Raw genomic sequence first — 16,210 nt, 5'->3', positions numbered from 1 at the left:
TTCTATGGATCGGTTTCGGATACAACGGTTTCTCATCGTACTCGTGTTTTGCGCGAATGTGTTATTCGCTCAAAACGAGCAAACCCCCGTTTCCGGTCCGCCTTCGGAGGATAATGCGGACGTTCACAAAAAGGACGCCCCCACTCTCGACAAGGAATATTACGAATATTATTTCCGAACCGTTCCGGACGTGGACGCCCTTGAAAAAGCGAAGTTGGAATACAACCTGATCCGTTCCTTTAAACTCGAACTGAAAAGAAGGGAACCTTCCGTGTCCGCCGATTTTCTCAAACAGATCAAGGCGGCGAGCGTTCGTTACGAAAGGGTGCGGCCCGATTCCATTTGGATGCGCGGCATCCGAAATCAAATGAAACACATTCGATTTCAAGAATATATGTATATTGTAATATACGATAAATACTTTTTATACATTTCCTACGAAATCAATCCTTCCCGTTACGTTATGGAGCCTTATCAGGTGCAGTTGATTTTTCAAAAGGAAAATCCTTTTTTTATCAAGCTGCCCGACCCTTGAAGATCCAATAATAAAGTCCGGCCGCGAGTAAAATCCCCGAAAAACAAAGTCCAGTCGCCGCGAACGTTTCCAGAAAATCAAAATCGTTTATAAACAGGGAATTTTTTTTGATTCTCGCCAAAACTCGGGTCTTTCCGAAGGTTTCGAGAGTTTGTCTGCGCACTTCTATACTGTCGCCGACCCGAAGTTTTTGATGCAGATTCTCGTCCACTTGTTCCGTGATTTCGTATAACTTTCCGGATTCGTCCGGGACTCGATAGGAAACCAGATAAGCTCTTTTCCCCGACTTTTCTATACGAACCGATTCCGTAAGAGTTCCGAAAACGGTCGGTCCCGGTTCTCTGAGACTTTGATAGATTGGATCCAGATTTTTGTTTTTGCCGGATACGATGAGATAAAAAGGTAAAAAGAAAAAAATAGAACTACAGCCGATCGTAAAAAGTATTTTATAAAACGGCGTTGAATCGAAAGTAGCATTCATGGAAACAAAGAATGGAATTCTATCCGGATAAGTTTCCAACTTCATCCGATTATTACAACCAGATAAAACGGAATTCAGGATGGCGGCCTTTTTTTATTCTGAAAAGTTCGACATTATGAATCTGTCCAGATCTCAATTTTTGCGGTACTTGGGAAAGGGCGCATCCGCGTTGGCGATTGCAAAATCGGGAATTCTTTCGGCTTCTCCAAAGTCGAAACCTTCCCTTCGTTCCAAACCGCACGAGCGGTTTTATCCGATTTCTCCGAGCGAACAAGACTCGTTGATCTTACCTCCCGGTTATCGATACAATACGATCGCTCTTTACGGAGATAGAATCAATTCCGGAGGAGATACGTTCGGTTTTAATTCCGACTTCAATTGTTTTTTTCCTTTCAAGGGTGGGAAGAATGCGGGACTCCTTTGGAACAATCACGAGACCCTCGGAGTTTTGGAATACTACGTGAACGGATACGACAGCCAAAAACAAGGACCGAACGAGAGAACGGACAAACAGATCGAACAATATCTGTATGCGTTAGGCGGAACCGTGATGGAAATCGCAAAAAAAAACGGGGACTGGACTCTTTCTCCGAATTCTTCCTACGGAAGAAGAATCAACGGACTTACGCAATTTCGTCTAACGGGTCCGGCGGCCGGAAGTCCTGCGGTAGGAAATACGAACAAGGTTTTCGGTACGTTTGCGAACTGCGCGGGAGGAATTACTTTTTGGAACACCGTTCTTTCTTGTGAAGAGAACGTGGAATGGATCATTGAACCCTGTAAACTTCCTCACGAAACCCATTACGGTTGGGTGATCGAGGTGGATCCGTTCGATCCCAAATCCGTTCCGGTCAAACATACCGCCTTGGGAAGATTTGCGCACGAAAACGCGGCGCTTGTTTTGTCTCCTTCCGGCAAAATCGTCGTGTATATGGGAGACGACGCTCGCGACGAATGTGTTTATAAGTTCGTATCCAAGAACACCTACGACCCTTCTCCGGGTGCGGCCAATTCCTCGTTACTCGAGGAGGGAATTTTGTATGCGGCGGACTTCGATAAGGGAATTTGGATTCCTTTGGATCTGGAGTCCAATGAAACATTAAGAAATTCTAAAAAAGAAAACGGTGATATACGGTTTGAAACCCAAGCGGACGTCCTCGTTCATTGTAGAAGCGCGGCTAAAATTTGCGGAGCGACTCCGATGGATCGCCCGGAGGACATAGAAATTCATCCGTTGGACGGCACGGTTTTTATCGCGATGACCAACAACGACAGACACGGAAATCTTTTCGGACAAATTTTACGCATCCGGGAAAAGTCGGGGGACCACGCGGGCCTGGAATTCGATTTTGAAGTGTTTGTTGCGGGAGGAGCGGGTTCCGGTTTTGCCGCTCCCGACAATCTCGCGTTTGATAAAAAAGGGAATCTCTGGGTCGTGACCGACATTTCCGGCAAGAACTTAAACAGATCCGTATATAAGAAATTTGGAAACAACGGATTGTTTGTGATTCCGACTTCGGGACCCGAAGCGGGTAGGGCGTTTCAATTCGCTTCTTCTCCGATCGGAGCTGAACTTACGGGGCTTTGGTTCACTCCGGATCAAAAGGAGTTGTTTCTTTCGGTTCAACATCCGGGAGAAACCACCAAGGACTATCGAAATCCCACGAGCCGTTGGCCTCACGGTGGAAACTCGATTCCAAGATCCGGAGTAGTTGCAATTTATCTAAAGTGACGGTTTACTTGGCCGCTTCGAGAGCTTCGGCTTCCGTATTAAAATGTGTGAAGGGTTTCCAGAGTCCTAGAAGGTTGAAGATCTGAATCACTTTTTCGGACGCTTCCGTCAAAAAAAGTTTTTTACCGTCGTTTGAAAGTTTGTGTCTCAGTTCGAAGATGGAGCGGATGCCCGAACTGGAAACGTATTTGAGTTCGTTTAGGTTCAGGATCACCACGTTCGGATGAGGCGGGTCGATGATTTCGCTTTTAAAATTGGTAAAGCTGCTTTCATCCAATCTTCCGTCGAGCGCATAAACGAAAATTTCGGTCGAGATTTCTTTCTTTGTGATATTCAATTGACTCATAATTTACGCACCACTACGTGTAATTTTTTTTTAGAGAGGCTAAACTCAGCTTTTGCGCCCGGTGGAAAATCGTAAATCGTTTCCGCAAGGGAGTCGATCGAAATTCCGCCTTTCATTTCCGAAATCAGGCTGAAACGATCTACGACCGTAAAATGATCCAGTGTGTACCGAGTATGTTCCTTTTTTCGAAGTTCTCTACAATAGACTTTAAAAAACGGGGATTGTTTGTCAAAAGTTGTGTCCGTATTTTCACAGGACATAACCCAACCGGTGGAACCGGCTCCCGTGTAAACCAAAAGCCCCGAACATTTTTGTTCTTCCATTTGATCTCCGTGACAGATCAAAAATCGGCTCGTTAAATCGGGGCTGTTGTTGCGGATCGAAATCTCGCTGATTCCCTGTAAGGTGCTGACTTTTTTCCCGTCCGGATAATGAATTTTGACTTCGATCAGGGGCCATTCTTCGATGATCGTATTTTTCCAATTCGTTTCGAGTGCCTTTTGGATATCTTCCACATGAAAGGAAAGAAGCGCGCCGACGGATGTAGGCGGATCGGAATTACATCCTAAAACGAGCGTATCCACTGCGTGGTGTGCGACGAACGTAAAATGATTGTCTCCTCCGAGCGCGATCACGAGATCGAAATCGGAAGGCGGGTTACGTTCCATGTCCTTTCTGAAGATAAAAGCGCTGTTTGGGAAAAGTCGTTTGAGAGTTTCGCGGCTGGAAAGTTGTCTGAGATGGGATTCGTGAATTCTTGTAAAAGAGTCGTTTTGAATTTTATAAATTTTTTGTATTCTTTCGAGCGATCCCCATTCTTCCAAGTCCAACTCGAACTTGGTACGTTTACCCAAAATGAGTACTCGTTTGGCCGCCTTTAATTTTTCCAAGGTCATGAAATGATCCAGACCAATAAACGATTCCGGTTTGAAATGATCGAGATTTTTTCGAAACCTGTCGGGAACAAAAGACTTGTTTTGTTTTTTCGACGCCAAACGCGAATTATCACTTGAATCCATAAGATCGAAAGTTTTCTTAGAAATTAGAAATCCGCCGATTTAAAGATCGGAATTGTGAAAGTCCGTTACGAAAATTAAAGAGCTTTATGTCCCCAGAAGAGAAACGAATTCAAGAATTGGAAGAGGAAAACAAAAAACTCAAACGGCAAATAGAGAACACGGCTTATTCTCCCTATCTGAAAAAGGGAATGGCGAACGTTCGATATTATGCCAGGATCTTTCGAGAAGAAATCGTAGAAAACGAGATTCGCAAAAGGATCGACGAAAGTTTAGGAACCTTATACGAGATTAAGAATTTCGTACATCGTTATTCTTCGTTAGCCGGTCTTGATCCGGATACGATCCGAATTATCGCTACCGAAGCCACACAAAACATCGTGGAACACGGCCATGGAAAATACGCGGAAATCGAATTAGAATTACATAATGAAGTTGTTAACCCGTTTTTTAAGATGTCTTTCAAACACGAAATGCAACCGGGTATGAAATACACTCTTTCTCAGATCAACGAGAACGTAAAAAAAGGGGATTTCTCCTCCGAACTTTTCGACATAGAAAACTCGCGGGGTAGGGGAGAATTTTTGATGAAGGAACTCGCCGACGAAAGACGGGTTTTAAACGGGGTCGAAATCACTCCCGAAGGCGATAAGGTTCATTACTTCAAAAGGGTTTTGATCAATTACCGAGATCCGAAAGGCCCGAGAGACGTTACGAGTTTCGACGAAATCAAGGAAGAGATCGATCGGTTGGATCCCGAAGAAGCCCTCTGTTACTTTCATATCGATCACAGAAAGAGTAAACTTTCGTCGGTTACGATCGTGGTCACATCTTCCCGAGAAACCAAACTCAGAACCCTAATGGAAGAGTCGGGATTTTATCTCGTTCATAAGGACAAATATTACAGAGCCGTATTCTGTTCTTTCGAACCTACAAAAGAATTCACTTCTTCGGAACTCGAAAACCTTTTTGAAAAGGTGCGCAAACAAGTTGAGATCGAAAAGGAATGAGTTCAAGTTCGAACACTGGTTCTTCGGGCGCTGGATTTCCATTTCATCCCTTTCAAGATTTTTTGTTAGGCGAAGTGTTTCTAAAAACTCTTAAGGAAAGCGGCGTTTCTTCCCAGGCGGCCGAGGAAGCCGTTCTATCACATCTTCCGTCGGATCAAAAACATTTCGTATTTACGCCTAACGCAAAAAAACAAACCTTGCTGAATCTTTATCCCGAAAAAATCCGAAACCTTTTGAAAGCCGATCAGGAAGAGGAAATCAAACAAGAATTTCGTAATATGATCGGAATCGATGGAAGGATGGATCTCGCGCTCGAACTTCTCGAATGGTTGTTTACCGGTTTTGACGAGAAAAGGCATTTGTTAATCGAATTGTTTTCCTTGATCTTAAACGATAAAATTCCGTTACGGGAAAATTTCTTGGATCAAGTTAAAAAGAATTATGAAGAAGAGGTTTTAAAGGATCTCGAAAATTTAGACTGAAACGGATTCGCCCAAACTTTTTTACGCCGAACTTAGGTTATTTTAAGGAAATGTAATGTATTTTCGGAATACGAGGTAGGTTCCAAAATAAAAAACCCGTCCGGTTTTTAGACGGGTTTTTTCGAAGTTTTAACGTTAGGCGGCGATTGTGGACGTAGTTTCCAAGGGAACATCCGATCCACGGAGCACTTTTCTACCTTTTGCGGTCCAGACCGCTCTTTGAATTTTGATGATTTTCAGCATATGAAGAACCTTCATCACTTGGTAAGTAAGATCCAGTTCGAACCAGCGGTACGCAAAGTTCGGAGAATTGGGATGTGCATGGTGATTGTTCTGATACAATTCGCCCGCGATCATAAAGTCCACAAACAGTGTGTTCTTTGAGTTGTCCGGATTTTTTTTATGATTTCTATATCCGTACATGTGACCGCACCAGTTTACGATCGCACCGTGCATCGGTCCCATCAACCAGTGGATCGGAAGAAGCAGATACCATCCGTACTGACCCGCGGGAACGAAGTAAAGATAGAATAACGTGTAAAGAGTTCCGAAGGTCAATCTAAACGTCCAAGAATTGGCCAACACGTCGATCGCAGGCCACTGAGGATAATTCCCTTTGAATTCTTTTTCTACGCTCGCTTTTTCTTCCAAGATCGCTTCGTAATTGAGCGCGGTTTTCCACATCATATCCAAAAAACCTTCGGAGGCAACCGGAGAATGCGGATCTTTTCCCGTATCGCTGTAAGCGTGGTGTTGCCTGTGCATGATCGCGTAAGCGCGGGGATGTAAAAACGAGGAGCCTTGGGCCACACAAGTGAAAATATAAAAAAACTTTTCCCAGAACTTGTTCATTTTGAACATCGCGTGAGCCGCATATCTGTGAAGAAAAAACGACTGAGCAAAAGCGGATAAAAACCAGTGCCCGATAAAGAACGATAGTATGATCGCCATTTGGTATTAACTCCTGTTGCATAAATAGAGCGGGCTTGGGGGGAAAGGTTGCGGAAAAATTGCGAATTATTTCAAAAAAAAGGGAGGGATTCCTAGGATTCAGGGTTTAGAAATCAGAGTTCAGAGTGACCTTGCCTAACAGAGGGATAAGAATTTAACAAAGCATGATCTTTCTATTCTGTAAAATCTCTGATCTCTAAAATCTATTCACTAGGACTGCCTACTTTTTGACTTCGACTTCTACGGTTGGAAGTGTTCCTCTTAAATATCCGCTTTTGAGGATCGTCCTTTGTCCTTCTTCACTCGTAACATACGTGATAAAGTCGTCTATTTTTTGTCCGTGATCGGAAAGGTAAAATAGATAGAGTCCTCTGGAAAGTTCATACTTTCTGTTGTAGACGTTTTCGATACTCGGAACCGTAAAAGGATTTTTTCCGGAAAGAGAATATTCCAAAGCGCGTACCTTATCCTTATTTTCAAAAAGGGCGCTTCCCATTCCCATAAATCCGATCGCGTTCGAATTGGAATCAATCGCCTTCGCCATCGTATCGTTGTCCGCAACGATTTTAGCGGTTTTGGAATACTCCACATTCTTTCTTGATTCGAAATTCTTAATCCCTAAATCTTTTTGTTTGAGGACGTGCGTTTCAAAATACGCCGCGGTTCCGGATTTGTCGTTTCGGATCACTAAATCTATCTTTCCGGGTTTGCCCCCGACCTTCGACCAGTCCGTAATTTCTCCGGAAAAAATTTTAGAAGCGGTTTCCAAACTGATTTTACGAACCGGATTGGACGGATGAACGATGATTGCGATTCCGTCATAAGCGATCGTAAGGGATTCGAACTTTCCTTTGGAATCGAACCCCTTGAGTTCCTTTTCGGTAAGAGGTCTGCTTGCGGCGGCGATGTCCGTTTTACTCTGAAATAATTTTTCGATCCCTTCGATCGAACCTCCTCCGTGAACAACAACTTGGATTTCCGATTTCTTTTTCGAATATTCCAAACCGATCATCTGAAGCATTACGTGCATCGTCTCCGAACCGGTGACCGTGATCGTTTCTTTGGGTTTGCAATTTCCGGTAAGCGCGCCGAAGATCAAGAATAGAATCATAAACTTTAGTTTCATATGTTTACTTTTACGTTCCCTATGGAATTCCCCGGGATCTTGTCTTTCGTATCCAAAAAGTCTATTACAATTCGCGCTTGAATTATTACAAATTAGCACAAAGCCCCGGGTCATTTGAGAAATGCAATCGAACGCTTTCCGAACTCAAATTTCGTCTCCGACCGTTCGGGAAACTTTAGCAGAACGGGGTTTGTTGTTTCTTAACATGAGTTCGATGGTTGAAAATTTGGGCGAATAAGAAACTCAATGCGTTCGCTCCCGACGGGTCGCTCCGCAGCTTTTGGCCACAACGCTCTCTATGGATCGCTATTTCTTAGCTTCGCTAAGAGCCAACATTATGTTTCGACCCATAGGGAGAAACATTGAGTTTCTCGCTCCGCGGCTTTTGGCCACAACGCTCTCTATGGATCGCTGTTTCTTAGCTTCGCTAAGAGCCAACATTATGTTTCGACCCATAGGGAGAAACATTGAGTTTCTCGCTTCGCGGCTTTTGGCCACAACGCTCTCTATGGATCGCTATTTCTTAGCTTCGCTAAGAGCCAACGCTTTCGCTTCGCGGCTTTTGGCCACAACGCTCTCTATGGATCGCTATTTCTTAGCTTCGCTAAGAGCCAACGCTTTCGCTCGCGGCTTTTGGCCACAACGCTCTCTATGGATCGCTGTTTCTTAGCTTCGCTAAGAGCCAACGCTTTCGCTCCGCGGCTTTTGGCCACAACGCTCTCTATGGATCGCTGTTTCTTAGCTTCGCTAAGAGCCAACGCTTTCGCTCCGCGGCTTTTGGCCACAACGCTCTCTATGGATCGCGTTGTGGGTTCTTTTTCTTGACAGGGTGTCTGTTTCCAAAGAAATAGAAGGAGGTAAACTATTCTTAGGAAATTCCATGACTCTTGGTATCACAGAAGTAAAAAAAGGTATGGTTCTCAAAGTGGAAGGGGATCTTTACTCGGTTGTCAAAACCGAATTCGTAAATCCGGGGAAAGGTTCGGCTTTTATCAGAACCAAACTCAAGAACCTTACCAGAAACAGCTCCATCGAACGCACCTTCAAGGCGGCGGAAAAATTGGAGAGCGTCGAATTGGAAAAAAGAAATATGACCATTTGTTACACCGAAGGCGACGATATCATCTTCATGGACTCCAATGACTTCGAACAAATGCCCGTGTCCAAGGAATATGTGGAAGACATTCTTCCCTTTTTAAAGGAAGAAACCGCGATGGAAGTCACCTTCTACGAAGGGAAACCGATCGGAGTGATTCCGCCGAATTTTTCCGTTCTGCAAGTGACCTACGCCGAAGAAGGTCTGAAAGGTGACACGTCCGGCACGGCTCAAAAAAGAGTCACCGTTGAAACGGGTGGAGAAATCAACGTTCCGATATTCGTAAAGCAGGGAGACGTAATCAAAATAGACCTGCGGGATCTCACTTACGTGGAAAGGGTCAACAAATAACAATCTGCGGAGGTTATCAATGGCAACGATAGTAAGACAAAACGGTCTGGGGCCGATCCGGGAAACAAACGAAGTAAAATCCTTTCTCAAGGAAAGGGGAATCGACTACGACCACTGGAAGGTTCCGCCTAACGCGTCGAATCTGACGGATAAGGAAGTCCTGGCCGATAACGAAAAGGAAGAACTTTTAAAAACGCTGGATAATCGATTTGAAACTCTCAAAGAAAAAGAGGGATATCAATCCAGAGACTTGATCGTGTTACATCCGAACGTATCGGGATTGAACGATATGTTAGCAAAGTTCGATCGAGTTCACTATCACACGGACGAGGAAGTGAGATATATCGTGGACGGTTCCGGAGTTTTCGGATTTGCTCTTAAGGGTGAGAAGTTCCTCGTTCACGTCGTAAAGGACGATTTTATTTCCGTTCCCAGAAATACAAATCACTGGTTTTATCTGGATGATAACAAAAGAATCAAAGCGGTTCGTTACTTTCAAGATATGAGCGGTTGGGTACCGAACTACGTGGAAGAAACCAATTCCCTGGACTGATATGTCCGTCAAAAAACAACTGGAAAGGCTCTCAGAATTGGGAGCCGTCTATCATAAAAACGGATGGATGCCGGGAACGGCCGGAAATCTTTCCATTCGTTTGTCGGAAGAATCCGGATTCTGGGTCAGCGGGAGCGGCCTGGATAAAAATCTATTAAACAAACGTAATTTTGTATATGTGGACTTGGAATCGGGACAACCTTCCGATTCTAAAAATTCCAAGGCGACAAAGGGATTAAAACCCAGCGCGGAAACCTCGATCCACAGGGCCGTATATCGCGCGTTAGACGGAACCGGATGTGGGTTGCACGTCCATACCTTGGAATCCAATCTGATCCGCGCGAACACCACCAAAGCCGCCCCCGTGGCTCTTTTGGAATTGCCCTCGATCGAAATCTTAAAAGCCTACGGGATCCGGGAAGAAAATCCAAAAGTTTACGTTCCTGTAATATACAATTTTTCGAATGTACAGGACATATCCGATTGTTTGGAAAAATATCTGAAAGAATACAAACCCTCCGTTCCGTTTTGTATCATTGAAAAACACGGGATTACGGTCTGGGGAAAGGATTTGATCCAAGCGAACCGAAATTTGGAAACGACCGACTTTATCCTTAAATACATTGTATCCTGGAAGAGTCTGTCCTATCCGGTGGAAAAAAAGAATCTCCTTACGGACGCGACCGAGTTGAACCGTCAGGAAGTGTTTTCCACGGAATTTCCCGTATACCCCGCCACTTTTTTTTAAGAGAAAAATTTTTTGTCCTTCGAGAAAGAAAATAAACTCATCCTCGTCGCCGGAGCCGGTTCCGGGATCGGGAAATCGGTATTAGAAAATTTGAATCTATTGGATCAAGCCGCAATCGGAGTTTCTAGGACGGGGACGGCTTGGAAACCGAACGGCGACTTTGAGCGAGGGAAAAATTTTCAGTGTAATCTTTCCAGACAATCCGAAGTCCTTGAATTCGTAGCCGCCTTGAAAGAACGGGTGTCTACCTTGGCCGGCGTTTATTTCACCTTCGGAAGCGGACTTTTTAAACCCATTGAACAAATCGCATTAGAAGAATGGAATGCACATTTTGTTCTCAACTTAAATTCCCTTTTTTTGCTTACGAAAGAAATACTTCCGCTTTTAAAATCCGGTTCGTTTTTGTGTTATCTTTCTTCGACTGCGGGTTATCAGGGTTTTTCGGATTCCACCGCTTATTGTGCGAGTCGGCACGCGATCGCGGGTTTTGCAAAAGCTCTTCGGGAAGAATTGAAATCGAAAGGGATTCGAGTGATTACCGTATATCCGGGCGCGGTTTATACGGAGGTTTGGAAAGGAAGAGAGGGATTCGAGCAGGACGATATGATCCCCGTTGACGACTTCGGAAAATGGCTCGCCACTCTTTCCACTTTGCCGGACGCCGTTTATCCGGACGAGATCCGATTGCTTCCCCGTAAAGGAATATTATAATATTCAACTATTTAAATGTTTGATCGGAAGTTTGACCGTAAACACGGTTTTTCCGGGTTCTGAATCGTAAAAAATCATTCCCTTGTGTTTTTCGACGACCTTGAGACAAATGTCCAGGCCCAGTCCGCTTCCTTCTCCCGGAGGTTTTGTGGTAAAAAAAGGATCGAAGATCCTTTCCCGAATAGATTCGGGGATTCCGGGGCCCGAGTCCTCCACTTTGACAACCGCAAAATCGTCCTCGCGATTTACGCCGATCTTTAACCTACCCGAGTAATTCATCGCTTGGACTGCGTTCATGATCAGGTTCGTCCATAGATGTAAAAGGTCGTCCCGATAGATCGGAACGAAAGGCAGTTCTTCGAATTCAACGGATAGTTCCACACCGTGACGGAATAAATTCTGATAGAGAGTCAAAACGGTTTCGACGTTTTCTCTAAGATTAGAATATTCTAATACACTGTTGTTGTCGAAATGTGCGAAACTTTTCAAAGCGTAGAGAATTTTGGAGGACCTTTCCACGGCGGCTTGGATCGTCTGCGAGTTCCTTTCCGGTCCTAAAAGGTCCATGACGAGCTCTAAAATGGGAACTGCCTCTTCGTGTTTTAGGAGTTCCAGATATTCTTTTTCTTTTCCGTAGAGACCGCATTCGAACGCGACTTCGCAGAGTTCGTTGGAGGGAGCAAAAAAACCTAAACTTTCCAAGTTGGCCCGAACTTCTTTCACTCGTTTTCTCCTTTCAAGACCCAAAACCAAATCGGAATGATTCCCCGCAATTTCAACGAGGTAGGAAATTTGGTTTCTGATACTTTCCGGGAGTACGGTAAGAAGTCGGAAATACGCCTTGGATTTCTCTCGAAAGGATTTCGTATAATGTTGTATGTTCTGATTGGAAGCCTGGATTGCGCCTAACGGATTATTGATTTCGTGCGCGATTCCGGAGACGAGTTGACCTAAGTCCGCGAGTTTGGCCGTTTGAACGAGCTGGGCCTGGGTTTTTTTCAACGTGTCTATGATCTTTTCCAATTCTTTTTTATGGTCCTCGATCATTTGATTTTTTCTGACGATCTCTTCGTTGGCGGATTTTAAATTCGCAATTTCATTTTCCGCGTTATAAACGTCCGTCAGGTCGGCGCCTGCGGATATGACGTAGTTCGTTCTGAAATTTTCATCTTTGATCTCCCTGTTTTCCCATTGAATCACTTTACGTTCTTTGAATTTACCGATCCATTGTTCCTGGGTTCTGGAGAGGATCCTACCTCGAATCATTCTGAGATAGTTTTTTTTGACGGATTCTTTTTGGTGCGGTTCGACGAAAATATCCCAGAAAGTTTGTCCGTGTACTTCGTCGGAGCGATAACCGAAAGCGTTCTCGCAGGCCTTATTGAATCTGAGAATTCTACCTTCCCGGTCGAGGACCAAAAAAAGAACTCGAGTGGAATCCAGGATCATGTTCAAAAAGTTTTTTTCTTCGATCGCCCTTTCTTCGCCTAACTTGCGCTCGGTGATATTTCTTAGGGAAAGAATCCAAAAATCGCTCCGTTCGGGCTGATTGGAAAAATTTCCGAGGATCACTTCGTAATATCTGAATCCTCCGTTCATAAAAAGCCGAAGATCGGGAATAGAATCGATTTCCTTCCGTTTGTATCTTTCGATCAAGTGATCCAGTTCCGGATAAATTTCCTTTAAAGTTACCCCTGAAAAATTGAGTCGGTTGAGAAATAATGCGATCGCCGCCCTATTGTAATCCAGAACTATATTATTTTTATCTAATATTAAAATTCCGTCCTGAATCAGGTTGAATACCTTATCCCGCGCGACCGGGATCAAATCCATCATCTTAAAATAAAAAATACCGTAAGCCCAGACGAGGGAGGTTACACAACCGGTGATCGGAAATACGTCCAGATGCGGATTGATAAACGGAAAAAGTCCGGCGACCGTCATCAATCCTCCCAAAAACGGAAATAAAATTCCGATTAAAAGCATGAACATCTGACCCTTTTTAAACCCCTTGAAGGTTAAAAATTTCCAGATTAGGATCACTATGATAATCGCTTGAGCGGCGAAATAATAGGATACGAACAACCTCATCCAAGGCCCGTAATCGTAGGTAAGAGCTTTCCAAGGAGTATTTGCAAGAAATTGAATGTTTGTTCGTATTAATTCGGGTTTATATCCGGACCAGATAAAAAGTTCGTTGGAAATCGGAAATAGTAAGAGGAAACCGATCAGAGGAAATCGATAGACGAATGTGAGAGAAGTAATTCTGGGAATCAAAAATGAGATTCCGATTACCATTATGTCCTTTCCGATAAATTGAAAATCGTCCCAAAAAAGAATCCATCTTTCGTTTTTGGAAAGAATTTCAAAAAAACTCCCGAACGAATAAAGGGCCAACCCGCAGATTACGAGTAGGAATTCCTTACTACCTTGAACTCTCCGGTTTTTATACGTTATATAGGAATTGATTCCGAAAATCGCAAAAGAGAAACACGAATAAAAGGCGAAAGGAGACCAGACGAGTTGCATGTTTTCTTGGAGAGGCGGCAGATTCATTGGCGCTCCACTTCGGGATCATATCGAAGAATGATTTTTTCGAATCGGTTTGTAGCCTAAGCGAAATCGATCGAAGTGAAAAGTAGAAAACGAAGTCGTTTTAAAAATTGGAATTTTTTATTTTGTCCCTAGATACTTTCGCCCATTCTAAAAAACTATTTGCGGACGCGATTCCGAAATCGAGAGTGATCAGGCATAACGTTTTGTTAGGATTCGAATTTTCGGAACTTGCTATAAAGGCGCGAATATTTTCGTAGATTTCCGTCAGACGCAGGGCTTCTTCTTTCGTATCCTGAAGATGTCGGATCAGGACCTCTTTGTTTACGTGATTGCCGAAAAAAATTTTGAGAAGAAGTTCGTTCCGATACGGAAATTTTTCCACGGGTTTTTCCAACCAGTCTTTGAGTTCTTTTTTCCCCTTGGGCGTGATCTTATAGATCGTAGATTCGGGACCGGAACTTTTTTTTTCTTTGGAAGATTTGAGACATTCTTCCCTTTCCAGTTGTTTCAGAATCGGATAAATTTGTCCGAAACTCTCCTGCCAAAAAAAGCCGATGGATTGTTCGATCGTTTTTTTAATTTCGTAGGCATTTTTAGGACCTTGTCCCAAAATACCTAAGAGTGCATAACGCGTTTTATTGATACGAGCCATTGAAAAGAGGTTCTAAACCTTGATTTTTTTTATCGATACGGAATGAATCACGCTTACAAATGAAATGATTACGATAAACTCATAAAGACAAAGAGTTATATACCTCAAGCTATAAAATGGGAAGTATATCTTTTAGATACTATCTGCCAGAGAGAGATCAAGCATAATTTTAATTCTTTGGTTCTTTCGGTTTTTTAAGTTCAAACAAAATTACCGAAATGCGAGCTTTCCCTCATATTCGGTTTTCCTTTTTCTTTCCGGCTTCCCGAAAGATCTGAATCATCTTAATTCCATCTGTGAGATGTGCTACGGTGCTGATCCCTCCCATCATCGCACCGCTCATTCCCGGCGAGGCGGCATCCGCTCCGGTAAGAAATAAATTTTTGATCGGAGTGATCGGAGAAAACCATGGGGCCGCCTCTTCTCTAAAACGGTCGGGAACGCAGGGAAGACCGTAGATCGTTCCGTTTTTATGAAGGGTAAAATGTTCCGTGGTCAGAGGAGTGGAAACTTCCGTATATTCCACAATGTTTTTAAATCCGGGAAAACGATCCTCTATAAAATTCAAAAGTCTGTCCCGGATGGAATCTTTCAGATTTTTATATTCTTGATCCCTTTCCTTCCAAGGTTGGTCCTTCCATTTTAAGAACGGAGCGTAGCCGCTGAATGCGATGACTTCGGCCGTATGAGCGTGAGCGTGCGGATCCTTGAGAGACGGGAAGGAAAGATAGGCGCCCGGAATCCGACTTCCAAGGATCCAATCCATTCCTTCCTGAAAATTCCGATCGTGATCTAAGGAGTCGTAGATCCAGTAATTCTCTCCTAAAAATCCCAACTTTTTCGGGTCGTCTTTGAATCCGATGTAGAGCGTGACGTTCGTAGTCAGGGGATGACCTTCGGCAAAGTTTTTGAGTTTTTCGGAAAACGGAATTTTATACCGGGAAGGAATCAATTTCGTGTAAGTGTTGTAAGCGCCCGCGTTAGACACGATTGCGTCTGCGGTATATTCCTCGATCACTTCCTTTCCGGTTTCCTCCGATTTTTTCCGATTTTTAACTCGAACTCCCGTCGCTTTTCCGTCCTGTATTAGAATTTCTTGAACTTCTCTGGAAAGTAGAATTCTTCCTTCCTTTTCTTGAATGATTTTTTGAATCGATTGGGAGATAACTCCCGAACCTCCTATCGGATAATAACCGCCTTTTAAATAATGTGCGACGATGAGCGCGTGGATCGCAAACGCACTGAGAGAAGGAGGAAGTCCGTAATCTCCCCATTGGGACGCGAGAACGGCTTTGAGTTGCGGGGATTTAAAATTTCCGTCCAGATATTCTTTTGTGGTGATTAAGGCGGAGGAGGACCCTATCAAGTCGATCGTATGCCCGAACTTGTCCAAGAACGGAGGAAGAGCCTTGAGCATCATATGCCTTCCGTGCCAACCCGCCACTTTCTGAACGTCGTTGAAATAATTGCGAATGGATTCCGATTCTTCCGGAAATAAGGATATTAGATCTTTCTGATATTGTTCCGGGTCGCTGTTTTCTCCGAATGTAAATCCGGGATATACGAACTTCTCGAAAATTTGAGGCATCTTATTCCATTCCACCTGATTACCAGTGATCAGATCGAAAATTTTTCGAAGCATGGAATTCTCATCCATGTCTCCTATGTAATGGATTCCCACGTCCCAGAGAAATTTACCTTCCCTTTTGAATACGTGTGTGAAACCCCCGGCCTTGAAGTGTTGTTCCAGGACTAAAACTTTTTTATCTTTATACTGCGCCATCAGAGAGGCGACGGTCAGACCGCCGATTCCGGAACCGATGACGATAAGATCGTAATGTGTTCGTTTGATATCCATAAAAAA

Annotated in this window: 16 protein-coding genes; 8 read left to right on the top strand and 8 right to left on the bottom strand. The window is 43.8% G+C overall.

The features are described 5' to 3' along the window. Positions 1-4: 4 nt before the first annotated feature. Entirely contained in the window at positions 5-535 is a 531-nt protein-coding gene (locus LEP1GSC060_RS05915) for a hypothetical protein (RefSeq protein WP_051061407.1), read from the top strand. Here the strand turns inward: LEP1GSC060_RS05915 and LEP1GSC060_RS05910 are convergent. Further along, the gene (locus LEP1GSC060_RS05910; protein WP_036095570.1) at positions 516-1,016 is read right to left on the bottom strand and encodes a hypothetical protein; all 501 of its coding nucleotides are present in this window, start codon (positions 1,014-1,016) and stop codon (positions 516-518) included. The genes LEP1GSC060_RS05915 and LEP1GSC060_RS05910 overlap by 20 nt on opposite strands. A 115-nt stretch (positions 1,017-1,131) precedes the next feature. On the opposite strand from LEP1GSC060_RS05910, the gene LEP1GSC060_RS05905 reads away from it, so the two are divergent. Then, a complete protein-coding gene (locus tag LEP1GSC060_RS05905; protein WP_036095568.1) occupies positions 1,132-2,748 on the top strand; it encodes a PhoX family protein in 1,617 nt (538 codons plus the stop codon). Between the two features lie 4 nt (positions 2,749-2,752). Here the strand turns inward: LEP1GSC060_RS05905 and LEP1GSC060_RS05900 are convergent, their stop codons facing one another. Next, entirely contained in the window at positions 2,753-3,094 is a 342-nt protein-coding gene (locus LEP1GSC060_RS05900; protein WP_002999057.1) for an STAS domain-containing protein, read from the bottom strand. Beyond that, complete coding sequence (locus LEP1GSC060_RS05895) at positions 3,091-3,990, bottom strand: NAD(+)/NADH kinase (protein WP_036095566.1); 900 nt, start codon at positions 3,988-3,990, stop codon at positions 3,091-3,093. The genes LEP1GSC060_RS05900 and LEP1GSC060_RS05895 overlap by 4 nt, the downstream gene beginning before the upstream one ends. A gap of 209 nt (positions 3,991-4,199) precedes the next feature. On the opposite strand from LEP1GSC060_RS05895, the gene LEP1GSC060_RS05890 reads away from it, so the two are divergent. Together LEP1GSC060_RS05890 and LEP1GSC060_RS05885 are read left to right on the top strand one after the other, a co-directional pair. Beyond that, positions 4,200-5,120 (top strand): ATP-binding protein, encoded by a 921-nt coding sequence (locus LEP1GSC060_RS05890; RefSeq protein WP_002999101.1) that lies wholly within the window; start codon positions 4,200-4,202, stop codon positions 5,118-5,120. Beyond that, positions 5,117-5,602, top strand: coding sequence for a hypothetical protein (locus LEP1GSC060_RS05885; RefSeq protein ID WP_002998797.1), 486 nt, complete (start codon positions 5,117-5,119; stop codon positions 5,600-5,602). Before LEP1GSC060_RS05890 ends, LEP1GSC060_RS05885 begins: the two co-directional genes overlap by 4 nt. Positions 5,603-5,737: 135 nt before the next feature. On the opposite strand, the gene LEP1GSC060_RS05880 is transcribed toward LEP1GSC060_RS05885, so the two are convergent. Both LEP1GSC060_RS05880 and LEP1GSC060_RS05875 read right to left on the bottom strand, forming a co-directional pair. Then, positions 5,738-6,553, bottom strand: coding sequence for an acyl-CoA desaturase (locus tag LEP1GSC060_RS05880; RefSeq protein ID WP_002999267.1), 816 nt, complete (start codon positions 6,551-6,553; stop codon positions 5,738-5,740). Between the two features lie 220 nt (positions 6,554-6,773). Continuing rightward, the gene (locus LEP1GSC060_RS05875; RefSeq protein WP_002998936.1) at positions 6,774-7,679 is read right to left on the bottom strand and encodes a phosphate ABC transporter substrate-binding protein; all 906 of its coding nucleotides are present in this window, start codon (positions 7,677-7,679) and stop codon (positions 6,774-6,776) included. Between the two features lie 880 nt (positions 7,680-8,559). On the opposite strand from LEP1GSC060_RS05875, the gene efp reads away from it, so the two are divergent. Genes efp through LEP1GSC060_RS05850 form a run of 4 tightly spaced genes read left to right on the top strand, consistent with a single transcriptional unit; the run spans position 8,560 to position 11,138 of the window. Next, positions 8,560-9,126, top strand: coding sequence for an elongation factor P (efp, locus tag LEP1GSC060_RS05865; protein WP_002999096.1), 567 nt, complete (start codon positions 8,560-8,562; stop codon positions 9,124-9,126). Between the two features lie 19 nt (positions 9,127-9,145). Next, entirely contained in the window at positions 9,146-9,679 is a 534-nt protein-coding gene (locus LEP1GSC060_RS05860) for a 1,2-dihydroxy-3-keto-5-methylthiopentene dioxygenase (RefSeq protein WP_002999244.1), read from the top strand. A 1-nt stretch (position 9,680) separates the two neighbouring features. Next, a complete protein-coding gene (gene mtnB / locus LEP1GSC060_RS05855) occupies positions 9,681-10,427 on the top strand; it encodes a methylthioribulose 1-phosphate dehydratase (protein ID WP_002998722.1) in 747 nt (248 codons plus the stop codon). A gap of 12 nt (positions 10,428-10,439) precedes the next feature. Next, positions 10,440-11,138: an SDR family oxidoreductase gene (locus LEP1GSC060_RS05850; protein ID WP_002999232.1), complete on the top strand. Its 699-nt coding sequence runs from the start codon at positions 10,440-10,442 to the stop codon at positions 11,136-11,138. 3 nt (positions 11,139-11,141) lie between these two features. On the opposite strand, the gene LEP1GSC060_RS05845 is transcribed toward LEP1GSC060_RS05850, so the two are convergent. From LEP1GSC060_RS05845 to LEP1GSC060_RS05835, 3 genes are all read right to left on the bottom strand, one after another. Continuing rightward, positions 11,142-13,694 (bottom strand): histidine kinase N-terminal 7TM domain-containing protein, encoded by a 2,553-nt coding sequence (locus LEP1GSC060_RS05845; protein ID WP_002998816.1) that lies wholly within the window; start codon positions 13,692-13,694, stop codon positions 11,142-11,144. A 100-nt stretch (positions 13,695-13,794) separates the two neighbouring features. Further along, positions 13,795-14,346, bottom strand: a complete 552-nt coding sequence (locus LEP1GSC060_RS05840) for a PadR family transcriptional regulator (protein ID WP_002999278.1) — start codon at positions 14,344-14,346, stop codon at positions 13,795-13,797. 232 nt (positions 14,347-14,578) lie between these two features. Beyond that, complete coding sequence (locus tag LEP1GSC060_RS05835) at positions 14,579-16,204, bottom strand: phytoene desaturase family protein (RefSeq protein ID WP_002999009.1); 1,626 nt, start codon at positions 16,202-16,204, stop codon at positions 14,579-14,581. Positions 16,205-16,210 lie beyond the last annotated feature (6 nt).

Source organism: Leptospira weilii serovar Ranarum str. ICFT (assembly GCF_000332415.1).
In the GTDB taxonomy this organism is placed as follows: Bacteria; Spirochaetota; Leptospiria; order Leptospirales; family Leptospiraceae; genus Leptospira; species Leptospira weilii_A.
This window is presented reverse-complemented; position numbering and strand designations above follow the sequence as displayed.

Bases quoted from the DNA above. Each gene is read 5' to 3' on its own strand.
- LEP1GSC060_RS05915 (WP_051061407.1), top strand. From the start codon at position 5: ATGGATCGGTTTCGGATACAACGGTTTCTCATCGTACTCGTGTTTTGC.
- LEP1GSC060_RS05910 (WP_036095570.1), bottom strand. From the start codon at position 1,016: ATGAATGCTACTTTCGATTCAACGCCGTTTTATAAAATACTTTTTACG.
- LEP1GSC060_RS05905 (WP_036095568.1), top strand. From the start codon at position 1,132: ATGAATCTGTCCAGATCTCAATTTTTGCGGTACTTGGGAAAGGGCGCA.
- LEP1GSC060_RS05900 (WP_002999057.1), bottom strand. From the start codon at position 3,094: ATGAGTCAATTGAATATCACAAAGAAAGAAATCTCGACCGAAATTTTC.
- LEP1GSC060_RS05895 (WP_036095566.1), bottom strand. From the start codon at position 3,990: ATGACCTTGGAAAAATTAAAGGCGGCCAAACGAGTACTCATTTTGGGT.
- LEP1GSC060_RS05890 (WP_002999101.1), top strand. From the start codon at position 4,200: ATGTCCCCAGAAGAGAAACGAATTCAAGAATTGGAAGAGGAAAACAAA.
- LEP1GSC060_RS05885 (WP_002998797.1), top strand. From the start codon at position 5,117: ATGAGTTCAAGTTCGAACACTGGTTCTTCGGGCGCTGGATTTCCATTT.
- LEP1GSC060_RS05880 (WP_002999267.1), bottom strand. From the start codon at position 6,553: ATGGCGATCATACTATCGTTCTTTATCGGGCACTGGTTTTTATCCGCT.
- LEP1GSC060_RS05875 (WP_002998936.1), bottom strand. From the start codon at position 7,679: ATGAAACTAAAGTTTATGATTCTATTCTTGATCTTCGGCGCGCTTACC.
- efp (WP_002999096.1), top strand. From the start codon at position 8,560: ATGACTCTTGGTATCACAGAAGTAAAAAAAGGTATGGTTCTCAAAGTG.
- LEP1GSC060_RS05860 (WP_002999244.1), top strand. From the start codon at position 9,146: ATGGCAACGATAGTAAGACAAAACGGTCTGGGGCCGATCCGGGAAACA.
- mtnB (WP_002998722.1), top strand. From the start codon at position 9,681: ATGTCCGTCAAAAAACAACTGGAAAGGCTCTCAGAATTGGGAGCCGTC.
- LEP1GSC060_RS05845 (WP_002998816.1), bottom strand. From the start codon at position 13,694: ATGAATCTGCCGCCTCTCCAAGAAAACATGCAACTCGTCTGGTCTCCT.
- LEP1GSC060_RS05840 (WP_002999278.1), bottom strand. From the start codon at position 14,346: ATGGCTCGTATCAATAAAACGCGTTATGCACTCTTAGGTATTTTGGGA.
- LEP1GSC060_RS05835 (WP_002999009.1), bottom strand. From the start codon at position 16,204: ATGGATATCAAACGAACACATTACGATCTTATCGTCATCGGTTCCGGA.